The organism is Kineococcus radiotolerans SRS30216 = ATCC BAA-149 (assembly GCF_000017305.1).
Lineage (GTDB): Bacteria > Actinomycetota > Actinomycetes > Actinomycetales > Kineococcaceae > Kineococcus > Kineococcus radiotolerans.
This window is the reverse complement of sequence record NC_009664.2, coordinates 369,662-388,735: the sequence shown is the minus strand read 5'-3', so window position 1 is coordinate 388,735 and position 19,074 is coordinate 369,662. Positions and strand designations below refer to the sequence as shown.

The following is a 19,074-nucleotide window of genomic DNA, read 5'->3' as shown; positions in this document are numbered from 1 at the left end:
CGTCCGGTCAGAACTGCCCGGGCTGCCCGTACTGGCCCGGCTGGCCGTACTGGCCCGGTCCGCCGAACCGGTCCTGCTGGCCCGGGAACTGCCCGTACCCGCCGTCGATCCCCTTGGGGTTGGGGCCGTGGTGGTTCGGGCCGGGCTGGCTGTCCTGGCAGGCCCAGACGACGACGAGGATCCAGCCGACGAGCGGGATGAGGCCGATGAGGTATAGGGCACCGCTCTTGCCGGTGTCGTGCATACGCCGCCAGCCGACGGCGAGGCCGGGCACCAGCAGCGCGAGCGAGGCGATCCCCTGGAACACCCCGCCGCCGCTGCTGGTGGTGAGCCCGAGGGCGTTGTCGACGACGGAGGCGACGATGCTCACGATGACGGTGAACAGGGTCCAGAACCAGAACTCCGACCGGCGGGCGCGCCCGGAGAAGCGGGCGTAGTTCGAGAAGCCGTTCTTGACGGCATCGACCATGTTCACGTCGTCGTCCCCTCCACGTCGCCCGGGAGGTCCGGGCCGCACCGCCCCATCATGGGGCGGTCGCGGGATCGGCGCGGGGACCAGCGCGGGCGTGTCACCCGTTCTGCTCACTCCGCGTGACCGGTGTGCCCCGGTCAGCCCCGGCGCGGGGGGTCGTCGCGCCGGCGCAGGTAGCGCTCGAACTCGCGGGCGATGGCCTCCCCGGAGGCCTCGGGCAGCTCCGCGGTGTCCTTGGCCTCCTCCAGCTGCTGGACGTACTCGGCGATCTCGCTGTCCTCGGCGGCGAGCTCGTCGACGCCGCGCTCCCAGGCGCGGGCGTCCTCGGGCAGGTCGGCGAGGGGGACGGCGAGGTCGAGGAGCTCCTCCACGCGGCGCAGCAGGGCCAGGGTCCCCTTGGGCGAGGGGGGCTGGCCGACGTAGTGGGGGATCGCCGCCCACAGCGAGAGGGACGCGATGCCGGCGGTGGCGACGGCGTCCTGGACGACGCCGACGATGCCGGTGGGCCCCTCGTAGCGGGAGGGCTCGACGTCGAGCTTCTCCGCGAGGTCGGGGTCCTCGCTGCTGGAGGTGATGGGCAGGGGACGGGTGTGGGGGACGTCGGCGAGCAGCGCGCCGAGGGTGACCACGAGGGAGGCGCCGTGGGCCTGGGCCTGCTCGACGACCTCGCGGGCGTAGGTCCGCCACCGCATCGACGGCTCGATGCCGCGCACGAGCAGGACGTCGCGCGGCGCGTCGGGCAGCAGGGCGTAGGAGACGCGGGTGGTGGGCCAGGTGAGCCGCCGGCGGCCGTCGTCGTCGTAGTGGACGGTCGGGCGGTTGACCTGGAAGTCGTGGTACAGCTCGGGGTCGAACTCCACGAGGTCGACCGCGCCCCACACCTCGTGCAGGTGCGCGAGGGCCTGGCTGGCGGCTTCTCCGGCGTCGTTCCAGCCCTCGAAGGCCGCGATCACCACGGGGTCGCGCAGGACCACCGGGGCGGGAGCGGACTCGGCGCGGGGGTCGACAGGCTGCTCGGGCACGGGCCAACCCTAGACTCCGGTACCGATGCAGCCCGACAGCGCGACACCCCCGACCCCGCCCGCCGCCGTCCTGTGGGACATGGACGGCACCCTGGTGGACACCGAACCGCACTGGATCGCCGCGGAGACGGCGCTGCTGGGCCGCTACGGCGCGAGCTGGACCCACGAGCAGGCGCTGTCGCTGGTGGGCAACGCGCTGCCGGAGTCCGGGCGGGTCCTGGCCGCGCACCTCGAGGCCGAGACCGGGGTGCGGCTGGACCCGGCCGCGGTGGTGGCGGAGCTGGTGGAGGCCGTCGTGGCCCAGGTGAGCGCGGCGGTGGTGTGGCGGCCGGGGGCCGTGGAGCTGCTGGAGGCGCTCGCGGGGGCCGGGGTGCCGTGCGCGCTGGTGACGATGTCGTACCGCAGCCTCGCCGAGACGGTGGCGCGGGTGCTGCCCGGCGCCTTCGCCGTCGTCGTCGCCGGGGACGAGGTGGAGCGCGGCAAACCCGCCCCCGACCCCTACCTGCGCGCCGCGGAGCTGCTGGGGGTGGACCCGGCGCGGTGCGTCGTCCTCGAGGACTCCCCGACGGGGATCGCCTCCGGGGAGGCCGCGGGCTGCCGCGTCGTCGCCTGCCCGCACATGGTGCCGATCCCGCCCGCCCCCGGGCGCAGCCGGGTGGCGTCCCTGGCCGAGGTGGACCTGGCGGTGCTCGCCCGGGTCGCGGCGGGCGAGGTGGTGGACACGGTCGGCGCGACGCCCGCCGAGCCGTAGGGCGGGCCGTCAGACCCGGTCGTCGAGCAGCGCGGAGACGCGCTGGCGGGTGACGCCGAAGAGGCGGGCGATGTCGGGCACGCTGACGCCCTCCGCGCGCAGCGCCCGGGCCTGGGCGCGGCGGTACTGCCCACCGGCCTCGCCCAGGCCGGACATCGCCGTGGTGATCACCTCGACGATGAAGGGCCGCTCCTTGGACTCGACGATCTCGCTGTAGCTGTCCCCGGCCAGGCGGCGGCGCACGACAGCGCCGGCGCGGTCACCGACGAGGGTGAGCAGGCGCACGGACTCCTCCACCTGCGTGACGAGGGCGGTGAGGGACGCGAGGGTCGGGTCGGCGACCTCGAGCCCGGGGGAGCGCGGCGGGGGCACCGGGGAGGGCCCGGCCTGCTGGTCGTCGTCCACGTCCCCACCTCGGCACGCCGGTGCGCGACCTTGAGCCCGCCCGGCGGCGGGGTCGTCCCGGACGGGCTCCGGACCCGGCTCCGGAAATTGGGCTCAAGACGGCAACGGGGGTTGCCGACCTTCTAGGCAGCCCCCTCCGGGAGCACACGAGGACGCAGGTCAGCCGTGGCCGCCGTCTCGTCGGACGACCCCAGTGAAGGACCAGGATCCATGCCCCTCACCAAGAACGGCGCCAAGGCGACCATCCCCGCAGCCCGTCCCGCTGCCGGACCGACCACCCTCCCCCGCAAGGACCCCCGCGAGTCCGACGAGGCGCGCCGCCGCGCCCGCACCGTCGCCAAGCAGCAGCAGGCCGCCGAGCGCATCGCCGCCGCGACCACCGAGCTGGCCGCCTCCACCGCGCAGTCCACCGAGGCCTCGCGCCAGCTGCGCGACTCGATGCAGCAGATCGCCGCCGGCGCCGAGGAGGCCTCGGGCGCCACCCAGGAGTCGCTGGCCGCGACCAACCAGGTCGCCGGGCGCATCCGCACCCAGCAGCAGACCAGCAAGCGCGTGCAGGAGACGACCGCCAAGCTGCAGACGCTGCTCGGGGAGACCGCCGAGGGCATCAGCAGCCTCGTCGCCAACGTCGGCGAGGCCGCCGACCGTCAGACCGCCTCGGTGGAGATGATCACCGAGCTGGAGAAGCAGGCCGAGGAGATCGGCACCATCGTCGCCGCCGTCGCGCGCATCGCCGACCAGACGAACCTGCTCGCCCTCAACGCCGCCATCGAGGCCGCCCGCGCCCGCCAGCACGGCAAGGGCTTCGCCGTCGTCGCCGACGAGGTGCGCACCCTGGCCGAGACCTCCGAGCGCTCCGCCAGCCAGATCCGCGAGCTCATCGACTCCATCCGCGCCGGCGTCACCGCCGTCGCCGAGGGCGTCCAGGCCTCCGCAGACACCTCCCGCGGCGAGGTCGAGAAGGGCCGCGCCGTCACCGCGCAGCTCGCGCAGATCCGCGACGACATGGTCGTCATCCTCGACGGCGCCGCCGAGATCGCCGCCGCCGCCACCCAGGCCGAGCGCGCCTCCCAGGACGCGCAGCTGCGCGCGGAGGAGATCGCCGCCGCCGCCGAGCAGCAGTCCGCCGCCGCCGAGGAGGTCCTCCAGACCGTCGACCAGCAGGGCGCGGCGCTGCAGCAGAGCGAGCAGGCCGCCGAGCAGCTCTCCGAGATCGCCGACGAGCTGCGCGGCTCCGCCGACATCGGCAAGTCCGCCGAGGAGGTCGCCGCCTCCGCCGAGGAGCTGGCCGCCGCCGCGGAGGAGATCAACCGCGCCGCCACCCAGATCGCCACCGCCATCACCGAGATCTCCAGCGGCGCGCAGGCCCAGTCGGCCAAGACGGTGGAGTCCTCCAGCGCCATCAACCAGATCGAGTCCGGCGCCCAGCTCGCCGAGACCCGCGCCGGGGTGGCCGTGGAGAAGGCCGGGGAGATGATCGGCCAGCTGGCGACCAACAAGGACGCCGTGGACACGATGATCACCGCGATCACCGCCGCGGCGGCCGCGGCCAAGGACAGCGTCAAGCAGGTCGTGGAGCTGGAGATCGTCTCCCGCAAGATCGACAAGATCGTCGACGCCATCGCCAACGTCTCCATCCAGACGAACATGCTGGCCGTCAACGGCTCCGTGGAGTCCGCGCGCGCCGGGGAGTACGGCAAGGGCTTCGCGGTCGTCTCCACCGACATCCGCAACCTCGCCCGCGACTCCGCCGACAACGCCGAGCGCATCAAGGACCTCGTCAAGGAGGTCCAGGACCGCATCGCCGCCGTGCGCGCGGACCTGGAGGAGACCTCCCGCCAGGCCCTCGTCGAGGTCGAGCGCGCCAAGGCCAGCACCGCCCGCCTCGTCGAGGTCGAGCGCGACATGGCCGAGGTCCGCGAGGGCAACCAGGAGGTCCGCGCCGCCTCCGCCGAGATCGCCTCCGCCCTGGTGCAGGTGAAGACCGCGCTGGACCAGATCTCCGCCGCGGCCAACCAGGCCGACGCGCTCTCGGGCCAGGCCTCGGCCGCGGCCCGCCAGCAGTCCACCGGCGCGGAGGAGCTGGCCACCGCGATCGAGGAGATCGCCGCCCTGGCCGACGAGCTGCAGCAGCCCTGACCCGCGCCGCGACGACGAGGAGTGCGATGAGCACCGTGGAGAGCCTGCTGGAGCAGGAGGACGTCGGGTTCGAGGACGTCGGGTCCCGGGACGCCGGGTCCGGGGACGCCGGGTCCGGGGACGCCGGGTTCGAGGACTCCGGGTCCGGGGACGTGGCCGGGACCGCGGTCGAGGGTCCGGGCCAGGACGACGGGACGAACGTCGCGAACGACTTCGTGACCTTCGAGATGGCGGGGGAGTCCTACGCCCTGCCCATGGAGCGGGTGCAGGAGATCATCCGCATGCCCGAGCTGATCCGGGTCCCGCTGGGCCCGGCGGCCCTGGAGGGCCTGGCCAACCTGCGCGGGCGGGTGCTGCCGGTGGTGAGCCTGCGCACCTGCTGCGGGCTGGCCGGCACCGAGCACGACGAGGCGACCCGCGTCGTCGTCGTCGAGGCCGCCGGGGCGACCCTGGGCCTGGTCGTCGACCGCGTCACCGCGGTCGTGTCGGTGGAGCCCGACCAGCTGGAGAGCGCCGAGGGCGTGCAGTCCACCGTGCGCTCGGAGCTGCTGGCCGCCGTCCTCAAGGGGACCGCGGGCAAGGGCGCGGCGGGGCGGATGACCACCGTGCTCGACGTGCAGCACCTGGTCCGCACCGAGTTCGCCGACCTGGCCCGCAAGGTCGCCGGCACCGGCGGCGCGGGCTGGTCGCCCACCGCGGCGGTGGTGGAGGAGGAGGACTCCTCCGGCACCCTGGAGCTGGTCAGCTTCGCCGTGGACGGGCAGGAGTACGCGCTGCCCATCGACCGGGTGCAGGAGATCGTCCAGGCCCCCGAGCGCGTCACCGCGGTGCCCAACGCGGCCGCGCGGGTGCTGGGGGTCATGGACCTGCGCGGCGGGCTGCTGCCCGTCGTCAGCCTGCGCCAGGTGTTCGGGCTGGAGGTCCCGGCCCTGCAGGCGCACAACCGCATCGTCGTGGTGACCGTCGAGCGCGAGGGGCGCGAGTCCCTGGTGGGCGTGGTCATGGACACCGTCCGCGAGGTGCTGCGGGTCCCCGCCGACCTCGTCGGCGCCCTGCCGCACGTCGTCTCCGGCGGCGGCCGCAGCCGCGAGGTCCAGTCGGTGTGCCGGCTGGAGGACGGCAAGCGCCTGGTGTCGGTCCTCTCGGCCGACTCCCTCGTCGACGTCGGCGCCCTGGCCGACCTCGACCCCGAGGACGTGGCGGTGAGCCGCGCCCGTGACGAGCAGGAGGACGACGTGAGCGACGACGGCCGCGGGGACGACGAGCTGCTGGTGGTCTTCCGCCTGCAGGGCGAGGAGTACTGCGTGGCGGTCGACGCCGTGCAGGAGATCGTCCGCGTGCCCGAGACGCTGATCCGGGTGCCCAAGACCCTCGACTTCGTCGAGGGCCTGGTGAACCTGCGCGGCGCGGTGCTGCCGGTGGTGGACCTGCGCACCCGCCTGGGCCTGGACCGCAGCGCCCGCGACGAGCGCCAGCGCATCGTGGTGCTCATCATCGGCGGCGTGCGGACCGGGTTCGTCGTGGACTCGGTCGCGGAGGTCCTGCGGGTCTCCGGCGCCGAGCTGGAGGACGCGCCCGAGCTGTCCCCGGAGCAGGCCGAGGTCGTCACCCGGGTGGCGAACCTGCCCCGCCAGCAGCGCATGCTCCTCGTCCTCGACCCCTCCCAGCTGCTGGGCCGCGCCCAGGTCGCGCAGCTGGCCGAGGAGGTCCCGGCCGCCGCCAGCGCGGCCTGAGCGCGGAGTCGTACCGGTGGTCGGTCCCAACCTCAAGGTGCTCGTCGTCGACGACTCCGCGCTCATGCGCAAGGCCCTGAAGACCATGCTCACCGCCGACGGCGACGTGGAGGTCGTCCTCGCCCGCAACGGCGAGGACGCCCTCGACGTCCTGTCGCGCGAAGCGCCCGACGTCGTCACCCTCGACGTCAACATGCCCGTCATGGACGGGCTGACCTGCCTGGCGCGGATCATGGCCGAGCACCCCGTCCCGGTGGTGATGGTCTCCTCCATCACCGAGCAGGGAGCGGTGACCACCCTGGAGGCCCTGGAGCTGGGTGCGGTCGACTACGTCGCCAAACCCGGCGGCACCGTCTCGCTGAACCTCTCCGAGGCCGCCGAGGAGATCCGCCGCAAGGTCCGCCGCGCGGCGGCTTCACGGGTGCGCCCCGGTTCGCTGACGGCGCGGTTGCGCCGCCAGCGGGAGGAGGCGCACGCCGCGTCCCGGGCGGGGCGGGCCCCGCGCGCCCGGGCGGTCCCGGTCGCCGGCGGGGGGACCCGCCCGGCCGGCCCGTCCGGCTCGGGGACCACCGACCTGGTGCTGGTCGGTTCCTCCACCGGCGGCCCGGCGCTGCTGTCGGCGCTGCTGTCGCAGTTCCCCGCCGACTTCGCCGCCCCCGTCGTCATCGCCCAGCACATGCCGGCCTCCTTCACCGGGGCGCTGGCCCACCGCCTCGACGCCTCCTGCCCCCTCGCGGTGCAGGAGGTCACCGGCCTGGTCCCGGTCCTGCCCGGGCACGTGTACGTCGCCCGCGGCGACGCCGACGTCGTGCTGGGCCGGCGCGGGGGGGACCTCGTGGTCCGTCCCGCGCCGGCCGGCGCGGCCCACCGCTGGCACCCCAGCGTGGACCGGATGGTGGCCAGCGCCATGGAGCACGTCGACCCCGCCCGCACCGTCGGCGTCCTGCTGACGGGCATGGGCGACGACGGGGCGGAGCAGATGGCGCAGCTGAAGGCCCGCGGCGGGCGCACCGTCGCGGAGTCGGAGGAGACGGCGGTGGTGTGGGGCATGCCGGGCCAGCTCGTGGCCCGCGACGGCGCCACCCGCGTCCTGCCCGCCGACCAGATCGCGGCGCAGGTCCTGGCCTGGGGCTGACCGCCCCCCGCCCCGCACGTCACCCCCCCCGCACGTCCCGCGGATCCCGCACGTCCCCGTTCCCCCGCACCACCCCGAGGAGAAGTCATGGGCCTGGTCAAGAAGGCCGTCGCGCCGGCGCCGGCCGCCGACCCGCGCGACGCCGAGCGCGACCCGGAGGGTCTGCTGGCGCAGCTGCGCCACGCCGACCCCGAGGAGCGCCGCCGGGCCGCGCTGGACCTGGCCGGTGTCGCCGAGGCGGTGCCCGCGCTGCTGGCCGCCGTCCGGACCGAGCGCCAGCGCACCGTGCGCGACGCGGTCCTCACCACCCTCGTCGCGCACGACCTGCCCGAGGTGGCGGCCGAGCTGGCCGACTGGCTCGGCGACGACGACGCGGTCCGGCGCAACGCCGCGGTCGTGGCGCTGCAGGCGATGCCGGCCGGCGCGGCGTCGGTCCTCGACGGGCTGCTGGTCACCGGGGACGTGCGGGTGCGGACCCTGGCGGTCATGGTGCTCAGCACCCTGGCCCACCCGGGGGTGCCGGACTGGCTGGAGGCCGTCGTCGACGCCGACCCCGACGAGAACGTCGTGGCCGCGGCCGTCGACGCCGCCCAGCAGATCGACGACGCCCTGGCCCGGCAGCTGTCCGGTGCGGCGGCGGCGCGCTTCCCCGACAACCCCTACCTGCAGTTCCTCAGCACCCTGGCGGCGGGTGCCCGGTGAGCCTGCCCACCACGGCCGCGGCCGGTCAGCTCACCGACGCCCAGTTCGGCCGGGTGCGGGAGTGGATCTACCGCCGCACCGGCATCCAGTTCGGCGACAACAAGCGCTACTTCGTCGACAAGCGCGTCGCCACCTGCGTGCGCGAGCACGGCGGGGACTTCAACCTCTGGTTCGCCTCGCTGCGCGCGGGGGCGAACGAGCAGGTCGCCCAGCAGTTGGTCAACGAGCTCACCGTCAACGAGACGTACTTCCTGCGCGAGGACCACCAGTTCGACTCCCTGGTGCGCTCGGTCCTGCCGGGCATCGCCGCGGCGCGCCGCGCCGCCCGCGACCGCAGCCCGATCCGCATCCTGTCCGTCCCCTGCTCCACGGGGGAGGAGCCGTACTCCATCGCGATCCGGCTGCTCTCGGACTGGCCGGGCATCGAGGAGTTCGACGTCGAGATCGTCGCCGCCGACATTGACACCCGCGTCCTGGACCTCGCCCAGCGCGGGGAGTACGGCTCGCGGTCGATGCACCGCGTCCCGCCGGCGGTGCGCGCGGAGTTCTTCGAGCGCGCCGACGGCGACCGCTACCGCGTCCGCGAGGACGTGCGCGGGGCCATCGACTTCACCCTCGCCAACCTCACCGACACGGCCCAGATGCGGACCTTCCGGGCCTTCGACGTCGTGTTCTGCCGCAACGTCCTCATCTACTTCGACGAACTGTCCTCCCGCCGCGCCGCGGAGAACCTCTTCGGCGCCCTGCGCCCGGGGGGTTTCCTCTTCCTGGGGCACTCGGAGTCCATGAGCCGCATCTCACCCATCTTCGACCCCGTCCGGTTGCCGGAGGGGATCGCCTACCAGCGTCCCGCGATCGGAGCCCCGGCATGAACCCCCTCACCGAAACCCCCGGGCAGACCCCCGGCGACGGCGCGGAACCCTCGCGCGGGCTGGCCCTCGTCGTGGACGACGCCCCGACGGTGCGGATGTACCACGGCGGGGTCCTGCGCGCGGCGGGTTTCACCGTCGAGGAGGCCGCCAACGGCCTGGAGGCGCTGGAGATGCTGCTGGTGCAGCGCTACGACCTCGTCGTCACCGACGTGAACATGCCGCTGATGGACGGGTTCACCCTCGTGCGCCGGCTGCGCGCGGAGGCCCTGGGGCGCTCGGTGCCGGTCATCACCATCAGCACCGAGTCGCAGGAGTCCGACGCCGACGCCGGGTACGCCGCGGGGGCGAACCTGTACCTGGTCAAGCCCGTCGCGCCCGACCTGCTCACCCGCGTCGCGGACCTGTTCACCGCCCCCCTGCCGTCCTCGCAGTCCTCGTCCACCGGGAGCCGGTCGTGACCAACCCCCTGCTCGTGCAGTTCGTCGCGGAGTCCGCCGACCTGCTCGCCGACGTCGACGAGGGCCTGCTGCGCCTGGAGGCCGAACCCGGCGACGGTGACCTCGTCAACGCGGTGTTCCGCGCCGCGCACACCTTCAAGGGTTCCTCCGGGCTGTTCGACCTGCCGGAACTGACCCGCCTCACCCACGCCGCGGAGGACCTGCTGGACGCCGTGCGCGCCGGCCGGTTGTCGCTCACCCCGGAGATGGTCGACGCGCTGCTCTGCGCCTTCGACACCGTCCGGCGCTGGATGCCGACCATCGAGGCGACCGGCCGCACCCCGGAGGACGCCGGCCGCGAGGCCGACACCCAGTCGGCGGTGCTGCGCTCCTGGCTCGGCGGGGGCGACGCGCCCGCCGAGGGTGCGCCGGTCCCGCAGGGCACCTCGGGGGGCACCGCGGGGCCGACGGCTCCCGCCGACCTGCCGTCGTGGGTGCTGGACCTGCCCGCGGAGCGCCTGGAGCAGTTGCGGGCGTGGCTGGCGACCACCGCCGCCACCGTGCGCGCGGTGCGCTACGAGCCGGACGCCGCGTGCTTCTTCCGCGGCGAGGACCCGCTGAACCTGTTCCGGCAGGTGCCGGCGCTGGAACTGCTGCACACCGCCCCGGCCGAACCGTTCGCCGGCATCGACGAGGTCGACGAGTACGAGTGCGTGCTGCGCTTCACCGCGCTGACCCGCGCCGCGGTGGGTGAGCTCGCCCACGTCTTCCGCTACGTGCCCGAGCAGGTCGAGGTCGTGGAGGTTTCCGCGGACAACCTCGCCCGTCTCCTCGACGGCACCCCGGCCGAGCCGGAGCCGGCCCCGGTCGTGACGACCTCCACCGCCGATCCGTTGCACGCGCTGCTGCTGCAGGCGCAGTGCCGGCTGCTGGCCCGCGTCGGGGCCGGTGACGACGACGTGGCCGACGGTCCGCCGATCGGCGCCGCCCGGGTGCGCTCGGCCGCCGGGGTGGCGCTGCGCGTCGCCACCGCCGCCGGGGTCGACACCGCCCCCGGCGTGGCTGCGCTGGCGGAGTTCCTGGCCACCGGGTCCCCCGGCCCGCTGGTGCGCTGGATCGGGGAGACCGCCGCGGGAGCGGGCACGCCCGCCCCCACCGTCCCCCAGCAGGGTGAGGCGGCGGCGGCCGCGGTGCCCGCTCCGCGGACCTCCCCGGAGGGCTCCGACGCCGCCCCGCCCCCGGCCTCCGCCACGGCCCCGGCCGAGGACGCCTCGCGCGCCTCGCGGGTGCTGAAGGTCGAGCAGGCCAAGGTCGACAAGCTGCTCGACCTCGTCGGTGAGCTCGTCGTGGCCAAGAACGCGCTGCCCTTCGTGGCCCAGGAGGCCGAGGACGCGGGTTCGCGCGCTCTGGCCCGCCGCGTCCTCGACGAGTACGCGGTCGTGAGCCGCGTCAGCGAGGAGCTGCAGCAGGCCGTCATGGACGTGCGCATGCTGCCGGTGTCCACCGCCTTCGCCCGCGCCCCGCGCCTGGTGCGCGACCTCTCGCGCAAGCTGGGCAAGAAGGTGCACCTGGTGCAGGAGGGCGAGGACACCGCCGCGGACAAGGACGTCATCGAGATGCTCGCCGAGCCCCTCGTGCACCTGGTCCGCAACAGCCTCGACCACGGCATCGAGACCCCCGAGCAGCGGGTGGCCGCCGGCAAGCCCGAGGAGGCGACGCTGCTGCTGCGCGCCGCGCCCGACGGCGACGCCGTCCTCGTCGAGATCGTCGACGACGGCCGGGGCATCGACACGGACGCGGTGCGGCGCAAGGCCTACGAGCGCGGCCTGATCAGCGAGGAGGCGCTGGAGACCCTGCCCGACGAGGAGGCCGCCCAGCTCATCTTCGCCCCCGGCTTCTCCACCGCCGAGGTCATCTCCGACGTCTCCGGGCGCGGGGTGGGCATGGACGCGGTGCGCAGCTCCATCGAGCGCCTCGGCGGTTCGGTGACCACCGAGAACCGCCGCGGCCGGGGCCTGACGGTGCGCCTGCGCCTGCCGCTGACCATGGCCGTCTCGCAGGTGCTGCTGGTGACCGCCGGCGGGCAGCGCTTCGGCGTCCCGCTGGACGACGTCGTCGAGACCGTGCGCGTGGACCGGGACGAGGTGACCCGCGTCGCCGGGCACCCCGTCCTCGCCCTGCGCGACGACGTGGTCCCCCTGGTGTCGCTGGGCGGTCTGCTCGGCACCGACGGCGACCTGAGCGCGGAGGGGCTCAACGTCCTCGTGGTGCGCACCGCGACCGGCCCCCTCGGTCTGGTGGTCGACCGCTTCCACCAGAACACCGACGTCATCCTCAAGCCCCTCGAGGGCTTCCTCGCCGGCACCCCCGGCTACTGCGGCACCGCCCTCCTGGGCGACGGCCTCGTCCTGCTGGTCCTCGACGTCAAGGAGCTGAACTCCCGTGCCGCTGCACTTCGCTGAGAACACCGCCGTGCTGGAGGGCACGGTCGTCGTCGACGAGGCCGAACCCCTCGCGGGGTGGCTGCGCACCGCGCAGGACCCCCGGGTCGACCTGTCCCGCTGCGCGCACCTGCACACCGCCGCGCTGCAGGCGCTGCTCGCCGCCCGGGTCAAGGTGGTCGCCGCACCTGCCGACGACTTCCTCAGGGCCTGGATCCTGCCGTCGCTGGAGACCGCCCCCGCTGGAGAACCCGCCCAGATCCCCGCTGACCACCATTCCGCTGACCACCACCCCGCTGACCACCACCCTGCCCTGGAAGAGGCCACGCCATGACCACCGTGATGCTCGTCGACGACTCGCCCACCATGCTCATGAGCATCAAGTCGATCCTCACCAAGCAGGGCCTCGCCGTGGAGACCGCGGCCGACGGCCAGGAGGCGCTGGAGCGGGTGCAGTCCGGCTTCAAGCCCGACCTCGTCATCAGCGACGTGAACATGCCCCGCCTGGACGGCATCGGCTTCGTGCGCCAGGCCCGCCGCGCGGGCCTGCGCTTCACCCCGATCCTCATGCTGACCACGGAGTCCGAGCAGACCAAGCGGGACGAGGCGAAGGCCGCCGGCGCGACCGGCTGGCTCGTCAAGCCCGTCCAGGCCGACGCGCTCATGACCGTGATCCGCCAAGTCGTGCCGGGCGCCTGAGGTGTGGGGCCGGCGCAGGGAGGAGCAGGCGGTGGCGCAGGAGCGGACGCCGATCGACGTCGAGGCCTCCACGGAGGTGCTGGACCGTTCCGGGCACCTCATCGAGGTCCTCAGCGCGCAGCTCGGTGACGTCGTCGACGGCACCGAGGAGGCCGCCTTCGGCCTGATGAGCGAGGTCCAGCAGATCGACACCCGGGTCGAGGAGATGTCCGGCCTCGCCGGCGAGCTGGTGCGCCGGTGCGAACTGGGGTCCGACGAGGTCGCCCGCCGCACCCGCGCCAGCGCCGAGGACGTGCAGGAGCTCGTGCAGCTGGTCACCGACCGCGACCGCTCCGTGCTCGACCTGGTCGGTGAGGTGCGGGCGCTGGACCGCGAGGTCGACGCCATCGCCGCCGTCGCGCACGCCACGACGATCCTGGCCCTCAACGCCAAGATCGAGGCCGTGCGCGCCGGGGACGCGGGGGAGGGCTTCTCCGTGGTCGCCGACGAGGTCCGCGAGCTGTCGCGGCAGTCGGCGCAGGCCGCGGCCAGCGTCCGCGCCGGCATCACCCGGGTGACGACCCTCATGGAGGAGCGCCTGGGCAGCGACAGCGGCGGGGCGGGCAGCTCCGAGCAGATCAACGCCCGCCTGGAGGGGATCGCCGCCGCCCAGCACGAGACGTCCGCGCAGCTGAGCGCGAGCGTCGAGGCGACCCGCGAGGTCGCCGAGCGGATCGCCGGGTCGGTCGACGCCCTGGGGGAGCGCAGCACCGCGGCGCTGGCCCAGACGCAGTTCCAGGACGTGACCCGCCAGTCGGTCCAGTCGGTGGTGGGGGGGCTCGAGCAGCTCGGGCACCAGCTGGGGACGGTGGCCGGGCACCTGCGCGGCGAGGCCGGCGCCGAGGCGCTGCGCGCGCTGGACGACGCCGTCGCCCTCCTGCGCTCCTCCTACGTGTCCCAGCGCCAGCGCTCGGTGCACGCGCGCCAGGACGGGGGCGCCCCGGTGGCCGCCACCGCGCTCGTCGAGCTCTTCTGAGCCGCGGACGGGTGGTGCCCGGGCGCTACCCGTCCGCGCCGGCCGGCGCCGGGGGCCCGGGGGCGAGGGGGAGGTCCACCGGCAGCGGGGGCGGGGTGCCCCCGAAGCTGGGGCAGCGGACCTTGTGGTCGCACCAGGTGCAGGCCCGCCCCGGCCGCGGCCGCCAGTCGCCGGTGGCGCGGTTGCGCTCGATGGCGTCCCACAGGGCCCGGACCTTGCGCTCGGTGGCGAGCAGGTCCCCCTCGTCGGGGGTGTGGCGCAGGACGTCCCCCGAGCCCAGGTACACCAGCTGCAGGGACAGCGGGACCTCCCCGCGCAGGCGCCACAGGACGAGCGCGTAGAAGCGCATCTGGAACAGCGCCCTGGCCTCGGCGGTCTCCGAGGGGGCGCGGCCGGTCTTGTAGTCCACCACCCGCATCCGGCCGGCGGGGGTGACGTCGAGGCGGTCGACGATCCCGCGCAGCACGGGCCCGTCCTCGAGGTCGACCTCGACGTGCATCTCGCGGGCCTCCGGTTCCAGCCGGGTGGGGTCCTCGAGGGCGAAGTACTTCTGCAGCAGCGCGCGGGCGCCGGCCAGCCAGCGGGCGAGGGCGTCCCCGGTGGGGGTCCCCGGCTTCGGCTGCGCCCCGAAGAGGGCCTGGAGGCGGGGTTCGCGCTCCAGCAGCTCCCGCCACTGCGGTTCGACCATCGCGCCGGCCCGGGCGGCGGTGCGCTCGGCGGCGGGCAGGTCGTAGAGGCGCTCGAGGACGGCGTGCACGAGGGTCCCGCGGGCGGCGGCCGCGCTGGGGGTCTCCGGCAGGCGGTCGATCGTGCGGAAGCGGTAGAGCAGCGGGCACTGCATGAAGTCCGCGGCGCGGGAGGGCGACAGGGCCCGTCGGGGCGCGTCGCCCGGGTGCGCGCCGGTGGTCACGGACTCCACCCTAGGCCGCGGACGGGTGGTCCCCGGGGTCGAGCGCGGCGCGGGGGCACCTAGGATCGGGAGATGCTCCCCGAACGCCGCGCCCTGAGATCGGCACCGTGAGGGGCGGCATCGCCCTGGGCCGTCCCTTCGGCGTACCGCTGCTGCTGGCGCCCTCGTGGTTCCTCTTCGCGGCCCTCATCGTCTGGATCTTCGCGCCGGTGGTGCAGCGCCAGGTCCCCGGCCCCGCCTCCTACCTCGTCGCCTTCGGCTACGCGGTGCTGCTGCTGGTGTCGGTGCTGCTGCACGAGGTCGCCCACGCCCTGGCCGCGAAGTGGTCGGGGATGCGGGTCACCGGCATCGTCCTCAACGTCTGGGGCGGGTTCACCTCCCACGAGGGGCGCACCGGGCCCGGGCGCAGCCTCGTCATCGCCGTCGTGGGGCCGGTCGTCAACGCGGTCATCGCCCTGGTGGCGTGGCGGGTCGGCGCCGTGGTGCGCGAGCAGCCCGACGGGGGCGGGGTGCTGGCCCTGCTGCTGGGGGCGCTGACCCTCTCCAACGCGCTGCTCGCGGTGTTCAACCTGCTGCCGGGCCTGCCGCTGGACGGCGGTCACGCCCTGGAGGCGATCGTCTGGAAGCTGCGCGGGGACCGGCTGACCGGGACCGTCGTGGCCGCCTGGGTGGGGCGGGTCCTGGCCGTGGTGGTGTTCGTGGCGGCCCTGTTCGGCCCCCGGCTGCTGGGCTGGGAGACCTCGCTGACCGACGTCGTGTGGGCCGGCCTGGTCGGGGCCCTGCTGTGGCAGGGCGCCTCCACCGCGCTGACGTACGCCGGGCAGCAGCGGCGGGTGCCGGCGCTGAGCGCGCGGGTCCTGCAGCGCCCGGCCATCGCGGTCAACGCCCGCGCCACCGTCGAGGAGGTCGTGCGCTCCGCGCGCGCCGCGATCGACGCGGGGGCCGCGGCGGGCTCCACCCGCGACCTGGAGGTCGTCCTGGTCACCGACGACGGGGTGCCCGTGGCCGTGGTCGACACCGCGGCGCTGCGCCGGGTGCCGGCCGAGCGGCGCACCTCGCTAGGCGCCGGGGCCACCGCCCGGGCCCTGCCGCCGCGCTCGTGGCTGCCGGAGGACCTGGCCGGGGAGGACCTCCTCGAGGCCGTGCAGGCCCGTCCCGGCGAGCACGTCGTCCTCGACGGGACCGGGCGGGTGCGGGGTCTGCTGCACACCGGTGACGTCGTCGCCGCCGTGACCCGCTGACCGACCCGTCCGCTGATCGACGTCCCGGCCGCCCGCGCCGTCCCGCCCACCGCTCCACCCCACCGCACGAACCGCCGGAAGGAACTCCCGTGAACACCCCTGCCCCCCCGCCGACGGGCGCGCACACGCGTCGTGGACCCCTGCGCGAGGGTGAGCGGGTGCAGTTGACCGACCCCCGCGGCCGGATGCACACCATCACCCTCACCGCGGGCAAGGAGTTCCACACCCACCGGGGGAAGTTCCTGCACGACGAGCTCATCGGGCGCCCCGACGCGACGACGATCTCGAACACGGCCGGGGTGCAGTACCTCGTGATGCGCCCGCTGCTGGCCGACTTCGTGCTGTCGATGCCGCGCGGGGCGGCGGTGGTCTACCCCAAGGACGCGGGGCAGATCGTGCAGATGGCCGACGTCTTCCCCGGCGCCACCGTCATCGAGGCCGGGGTCGGCTCCGGGGCGCTGACGATGTCGCTGCTGCGGGCGGTCGGCGACAGCGGGCACGTGCACTCCTTCGAGCGCCGCCAGGACTTCGCCGACGTCGCCACCGGCAACGTCGAGACCTTCTTCGGCGGCCCGCACCCGGCGTGGACGCTGCGCGTGGGGGACCTGGTGGAGACGCTGCCCGGGACCGGCGTGCAGGCCGACCGGGCCGTGCTGGACATGCTCGCCCCGTGGGAGTGCCTGGACGCGGTGGCCGACGCGCTCGCCCCGGGTGGGGTCCTCATCTGCTACGTGGCCACGGCGACGCAGCTGTCGCGGGTGGCGGAGGCGATGCGCGAGTCCGGGCGCTGGACCGAGCCCGAGGCGTGGGAGTCGATGGTCCGCGGCTGGCACCTGGAGGGTCTCGCGGTGCGCCCGCAGCACCGGATGATCGGCCACACCGGGTTCCTCATCACCTCCCGCCGGCTGGCGGACGGGGTGCGCCCGCCGCTGCGCAAGCGCCGTCCCGCGCCCGGGGCCTACCCGGTGGACGTCGCGGGGGAGACCGCCGGCGCCGACGGTGACGCGGGGGACACCGCGGCCGTCCTCGAGGGGATCGCGGCCGTGGAGGCGCCGGAAGCGGGCACCGAGTACGGCGACCGCCCCGTCTCGGACCGCAAGGTGCGCAAGGCCGCCCGCGAGGCGGCCCGGGGCGCGGAGGCCTCGGCGGCCGCCGCGGCCCCCGCCGACGAGCAGGACTGACCGACCCGGCCCCCGGGGACCGCGCGGGAACGCCCGCGCGGCCACCGGCGGGGGTGGCTCAGGCGTTCAGAGCACCCACTGCCGCGGCGGGTTGGTGACGTCGGGGGCCTGCCGCTCCCCGGGGGCGGGGGCCGCCCACCGCACCCCGTTGGCCAGGACCTGCTGGATCTCGGCCTGCAGGTAGACGGGGTACTCCTGGTCGCCGGGGCTGAAGTAGAAGATGCGCCCGCGCCCGCGGGTGAAGGTCACCCCCGAGCGGAACACCTCGCCCCCGGCGAAGGAGCTGATGAACAGCAGGTCGTCGGGGTCGGGGATGTCGAACAGCTCCCCGTACATCTCCTGGCGGGGGATGACGATCGGGCTGGGGATCCCCTGGGCGATGGGATGGGAGGGTTTGACGTTCCAGACCAGCTCCTGCTCGCCCTCGTTGCGCCAGGCCAGCGAGCACGTCGTCCCGAGCAGGTCGCGGAAGATCTTCGAGAAGTGCCCCGAGTGCAGGACGAGCAGGCCCATGCCGCCCAGGACGTGGCGCTTCACCCGGGCCACCACCGCGTCGTCGACCTCGTCGTGAGCGACGTGCCCCCACCACAGGACGACGTCGGTCGCGGCGAGGACGTCCTCGCCCAGCCCGTGCTCGGGGTCGCTGAGCGTCGCGGTGCTCACCTCCGCCCCGGGCAGCAGCCGGCGCAGCGCGGCGGCGATCGCGCCGTGGATGCCCTCGGGGTAGTACTCGCCGATGTTCGGCGGGTCCTGGTGGCGCTCGTGGACGCCCTCGTTCCAGACCAGCACCTTCACGCGGAGGTCCCCCCGATCTGCTCGACCTGCTCGACCTTCCCCGACCCCGCCGAGCGGGCCGCGGCTTCCATGAGGGCCACGCTGCCGAGGTTGGCGCGGCCGGTGACGTCGGGGGCGGGTCCGCCCCGCACGGCGCGGGCGAACTGGCGCAGCCCCGCCGAGCGGCCCCACAGCGGCATCGGGGGCAGGGCCACGGGCCGGGCGGGCCCCCCGCCGACGCTGAGGGTGACCGCGTCGTCGGCGGGGCCGTCGTTGCCGCGGCCGGTGAGGGTGAGGTGGCCGCCGGCGCCCTCGAAGCTCCACTCCCCGTCCCACAGGGTCTGCGGCGCCCGCGAGACCCAGCTGCCGCGGTAGCTGGCGACGAGACCGCCGGTCAGCTCGATGACGAGGACGGCGGAGGCCTCCTCGGTGTAGCGGCTCCACGGCGGGTCGGTGACCTTGGCGTAGACGCTCACGGCCTCGCGCCCCGTCGTCATCCGCAGCAGGTCGAAGTGGTGGATCGCCATGTCGTAGATCAGCGGGTGCGGGAAGGCGTAGTGCCGGTAGGTCTCCACGGGGGCGTCGTGGTCCCAGCGCCGGAAGTCCACGTGCACCACCGACAGGTCGCCGACGGCGCCGGCGGCGATGAGGTCGCGCGCGGCCTGCGCGCCGGGGTAGAAGCGGTAGTTCTGGCTGACCTGCAGCACCAGGCCGAGCTCCTCGGCGCGCTCCACGGCGGTGCGGGCCTCGGCCACGGTGCCGGCGAAGGGCTTCTCCACCAGGACGTGCAGCCCGGCGTCGAGGGCCTCCAGCGCCACGGGGACGTGGAAGTCCATGGGGGAGGTCACCAGCGCCGCGTCCGCGGGAACGTTCTCAGCCGCCTCGGTCAACGACGTGAAGCACATCTCGTCGGGCAGGTCGAACTTCTCCTGCGCCGCGCGCAGCGTCGGTTCGTGGGCGTCGACGACGGCGACGCGCTCCACCTCCGCCACCGGGGGGATCGCGTTCGCCTCCCAGTCCGAGCCCCACCCGCCGAGACCGACGTGGATGAGCCTGGTCCGCTGCTTCTCGTCACCGTCGACCACGACGGCGAAACTACACCTCTGTCGCGATCACGTGCACCCCGTCCACCCCGCGCCCCGCCC

General features: G+C 74.9%; 19 protein-coding genes. 13 read left to right on the top strand and 6 right to left on the bottom strand.

The features are described 5' to 3' along the window. Window positions 1–7: 7 nt before the first annotated feature. Together KRAD_RS26375 and KRAD_RS26370 are read right to left on the bottom strand one after the other, a co-directional pair. On the bottom strand, window positions 8–469 hold the full coding sequence (locus KRAD_RS26375) for a DUF805 domain-containing protein (protein ID WP_011981534.1): 462 nt from the start codon (window positions 467–469) through the stop codon (window positions 8–10). A 140-nt stretch (window positions 470–609) separates the two neighbouring features. Next, window positions 610–1,494 carry a PAC2 family protein gene (locus KRAD_RS26370; RefSeq protein ID WP_011981533.1) on the bottom strand — a complete coding sequence of 295 codons (885 nt, stop codon included), beginning with the start codon at window positions 1,492–1,494 and terminating at the stop codon, window positions 610–612. Between the two features lie 25 nt (window positions 1,495–1,519). Here KRAD_RS26370 and KRAD_RS01850 point away from each other — a divergent pair, with 25 nt between their 5' ends. Continuing rightward, window positions 1,520–2,245, top strand: a complete 726-nt coding sequence (locus KRAD_RS01850) for an HAD family hydrolase (protein WP_011981532.1) — start codon at window positions 1,520–1,522, stop codon at window positions 2,243–2,245. A gap of 9 nt (window positions 2,246–2,254) precedes the next feature. Here KRAD_RS01850 and KRAD_RS01845 read toward each other — a convergent pair whose 3' ends face one another. Then, window positions 2,255–2,650, bottom strand: coding sequence for a helix-turn-helix domain-containing protein (locus tag KRAD_RS01845; RefSeq protein ID WP_011981531.1), 396 nt, complete (start codon window positions 2,648–2,650; stop codon window positions 2,255–2,257). 210 nt (window positions 2,651–2,860) lie between these two features. On the opposite strand from KRAD_RS01845, the gene KRAD_RS27395 reads away from it, so the two are divergent. From KRAD_RS27395 to KRAD_RS01795, 10 genes are all read left to right on the top strand, one after another. Beyond that, window positions 2,861–4,789 carry a methyl-accepting chemotaxis protein gene (locus KRAD_RS27395; protein WP_011981530.1) on the top strand — a complete coding sequence of 643 codons (1,929 nt, stop codon included), beginning with the start codon at window positions 2,861–2,863 and terminating at the stop codon, window positions 4,787–4,789. 26 nt (window positions 4,790–4,815) lie between these two features. After that, window positions 4,816–6,522 carry a chemotaxis protein CheW gene (locus KRAD_RS01835; protein WP_011981529.1) on the top strand — a complete coding sequence of 569 codons (1,707 nt, stop codon included), beginning with the start codon at window positions 4,816–4,818 and terminating at the stop codon, window positions 6,520–6,522. 16 nt (window positions 6,523–6,538) lie between these two features. Then, window positions 6,539–7,657, top strand: coding sequence for a chemotaxis-specific protein-glutamate methyltransferase CheB (gene cheB / locus KRAD_RS01830; protein WP_011981528.1), 1,119 nt, complete (start codon window positions 6,539–6,541; stop codon window positions 7,655–7,657). A gap of 87 nt (window positions 7,658–7,744) precedes the next feature. Beyond that, window positions 7,745–8,359, top strand: coding sequence for a HEAT repeat domain-containing protein (locus tag KRAD_RS01825; RefSeq protein WP_011981527.1), 615 nt, complete (start codon window positions 7,745–7,747; stop codon window positions 8,357–8,359). Further along, window positions 8,356–9,231 (top strand): CheR family methyltransferase, encoded by an 876-nt coding sequence (locus KRAD_RS01820; RefSeq protein WP_011981526.1) that lies wholly within the window; start codon window positions 8,356–8,358, stop codon window positions 9,229–9,231. The genes KRAD_RS01825 and KRAD_RS01820 overlap by 4 nt, the downstream gene beginning before the upstream one ends. Continuing rightward, on the top strand, window positions 9,228–9,689 hold the full coding sequence (locus KRAD_RS01815) for a response regulator (RefSeq protein WP_011981525.1): 462 nt from the start codon (window positions 9,228–9,230) through the stop codon (window positions 9,687–9,689). Before KRAD_RS01820 ends, KRAD_RS01815 begins: the two co-directional genes overlap by 4 nt. After that, a complete protein-coding gene (locus KRAD_RS01810; RefSeq protein ID WP_011981524.1) occupies window positions 9,686–12,130 on the top strand; it encodes a chemotaxis protein CheA in 2,445 nt (814 codons plus the stop codon). Before KRAD_RS01815 ends, KRAD_RS01810 begins: the two co-directional genes overlap by 4 nt. Further along, the gene (locus KRAD_RS01805; RefSeq protein WP_011981523.1) at window positions 12,111–12,443 is read left to right on the top strand and encodes a hypothetical protein; all 333 of its coding nucleotides are present in this window, start codon (window positions 12,111–12,113) and stop codon (window positions 12,441–12,443) included. The genes KRAD_RS01810 and KRAD_RS01805 overlap by 20 nt, the downstream gene beginning before the upstream one ends. After that, the gene (locus tag KRAD_RS01800) at window positions 12,440–12,808 is read left to right on the top strand and encodes a response regulator (RefSeq protein ID WP_011981522.1); all 369 of its coding nucleotides are present in this window, start codon (window positions 12,440–12,442) and stop codon (window positions 12,806–12,808) included. The genes KRAD_RS01805 and KRAD_RS01800 overlap by 4 nt, the downstream gene beginning before the upstream one ends. 31 nt (window positions 12,809–12,839) lie before the next feature. Beyond that, entirely contained in the window at window positions 12,840–13,823 is a 984-nt protein-coding gene (locus tag KRAD_RS01795) for a methyl-accepting chemotaxis protein (RefSeq protein WP_011981521.1), read from the top strand. Window positions 13,824–13,848: 25 nt separating this feature from the next. On the opposite strand, the gene KRAD_RS01790 is transcribed toward KRAD_RS01795, so the two are convergent. Beyond that, a complete protein-coding gene (locus tag KRAD_RS01790; protein WP_011981520.1) occupies window positions 13,849–14,733 on the bottom strand; it encodes a RecB family exonuclease in 885 nt (294 codons plus the stop codon). A gap of 107 nt (window positions 14,734–14,840) precedes the next feature. Here KRAD_RS01790 and KRAD_RS01785 point away from each other — a divergent pair, with 107 nt between their 5' ends. Both KRAD_RS01785 and KRAD_RS01780 read left to right on the top strand, forming a co-directional pair. After that, window positions 14,841–15,974 (top strand): site-2 protease family protein, encoded by a 1,134-nt coding sequence (locus tag KRAD_RS01785; protein WP_011981519.1) that lies wholly within the window; start codon window positions 14,841–14,843, stop codon window positions 15,972–15,974. Window positions 15,975–16,063: 89 nt separating this feature from the next. After that, window positions 16,064–17,155 carry a tRNA (adenine-N1)-methyltransferase gene (locus KRAD_RS01780; RefSeq protein ID WP_011981518.1) on the top strand — a complete coding sequence of 364 codons (1,092 nt, stop codon included), beginning with the start codon at window positions 16,064–16,066 and terminating at the stop codon, window positions 17,153–17,155. 66 nt (window positions 17,156–17,221) lie between these two features. Here KRAD_RS01780 and KRAD_RS01775 read toward each other — a convergent pair whose 3' ends face one another. Then, complete coding sequence (locus KRAD_RS01775; RefSeq protein WP_011981517.1) at window positions 17,222–17,950, bottom strand: ThuA domain-containing protein; 729 nt, start codon at window positions 17,948–17,950, stop codon at window positions 17,222–17,224. Next, a complete protein-coding gene (locus tag KRAD_RS01770) occupies window positions 17,947–19,014 on the bottom strand; it encodes a Gfo/Idh/MocA family protein (protein ID WP_011981516.1) in 1,068 nt (355 codons plus the stop codon). Before KRAD_RS01770 ends, KRAD_RS01775 begins: the two co-directional genes overlap by 4 nt. Between the last annotated feature and the right edge of the window lie 60 nt (window positions 19,015–19,074).

Excerpts from the sequence above, each read along its gene's own strand:
- KRAD_RS26375 (WP_011981534.1), bottom strand. The coding sequence starts at position 469 with ATGGTCGATGCCGTCAAGAACGGCTTCTCGAACTACGCCCGCTTCTCC.
- KRAD_RS01850 (WP_011981532.1), top strand. The coding sequence starts at position 1,520 with ATGCAGCCCGACAGCGCGACACCCCCGACCCCGCCCGCCGCCGTCCTG.
- KRAD_RS27395 (WP_011981530.1), top strand. The coding sequence starts at position 2,861 with ATGCCCCTCACCAAGAACGGCGCCAAGGCGACCATCCCCGCAGCCCGT.
- KRAD_RS01835 (WP_011981529.1), top strand. The coding sequence starts at position 4,816 with ATGAGCACCGTGGAGAGCCTGCTGGAGCAGGAGGACGTCGGGTTCGAG.
- KRAD_RS01825 (WP_011981527.1), top strand. The coding sequence starts at position 7,745 with ATGGGCCTGGTCAAGAAGGCCGTCGCGCCGGCGCCGGCCGCCGACCCG.
- KRAD_RS01815 (WP_011981525.1), top strand. The coding sequence starts at position 9,228 with ATGAACCCCCTCACCGAAACCCCCGGGCAGACCCCCGGCGACGGCGCG.
- KRAD_RS01800 (WP_011981522.1), top strand. The coding sequence starts at position 12,440 with ATGACCACCGTGATGCTCGTCGACGACTCGCCCACCATGCTCATGAGC.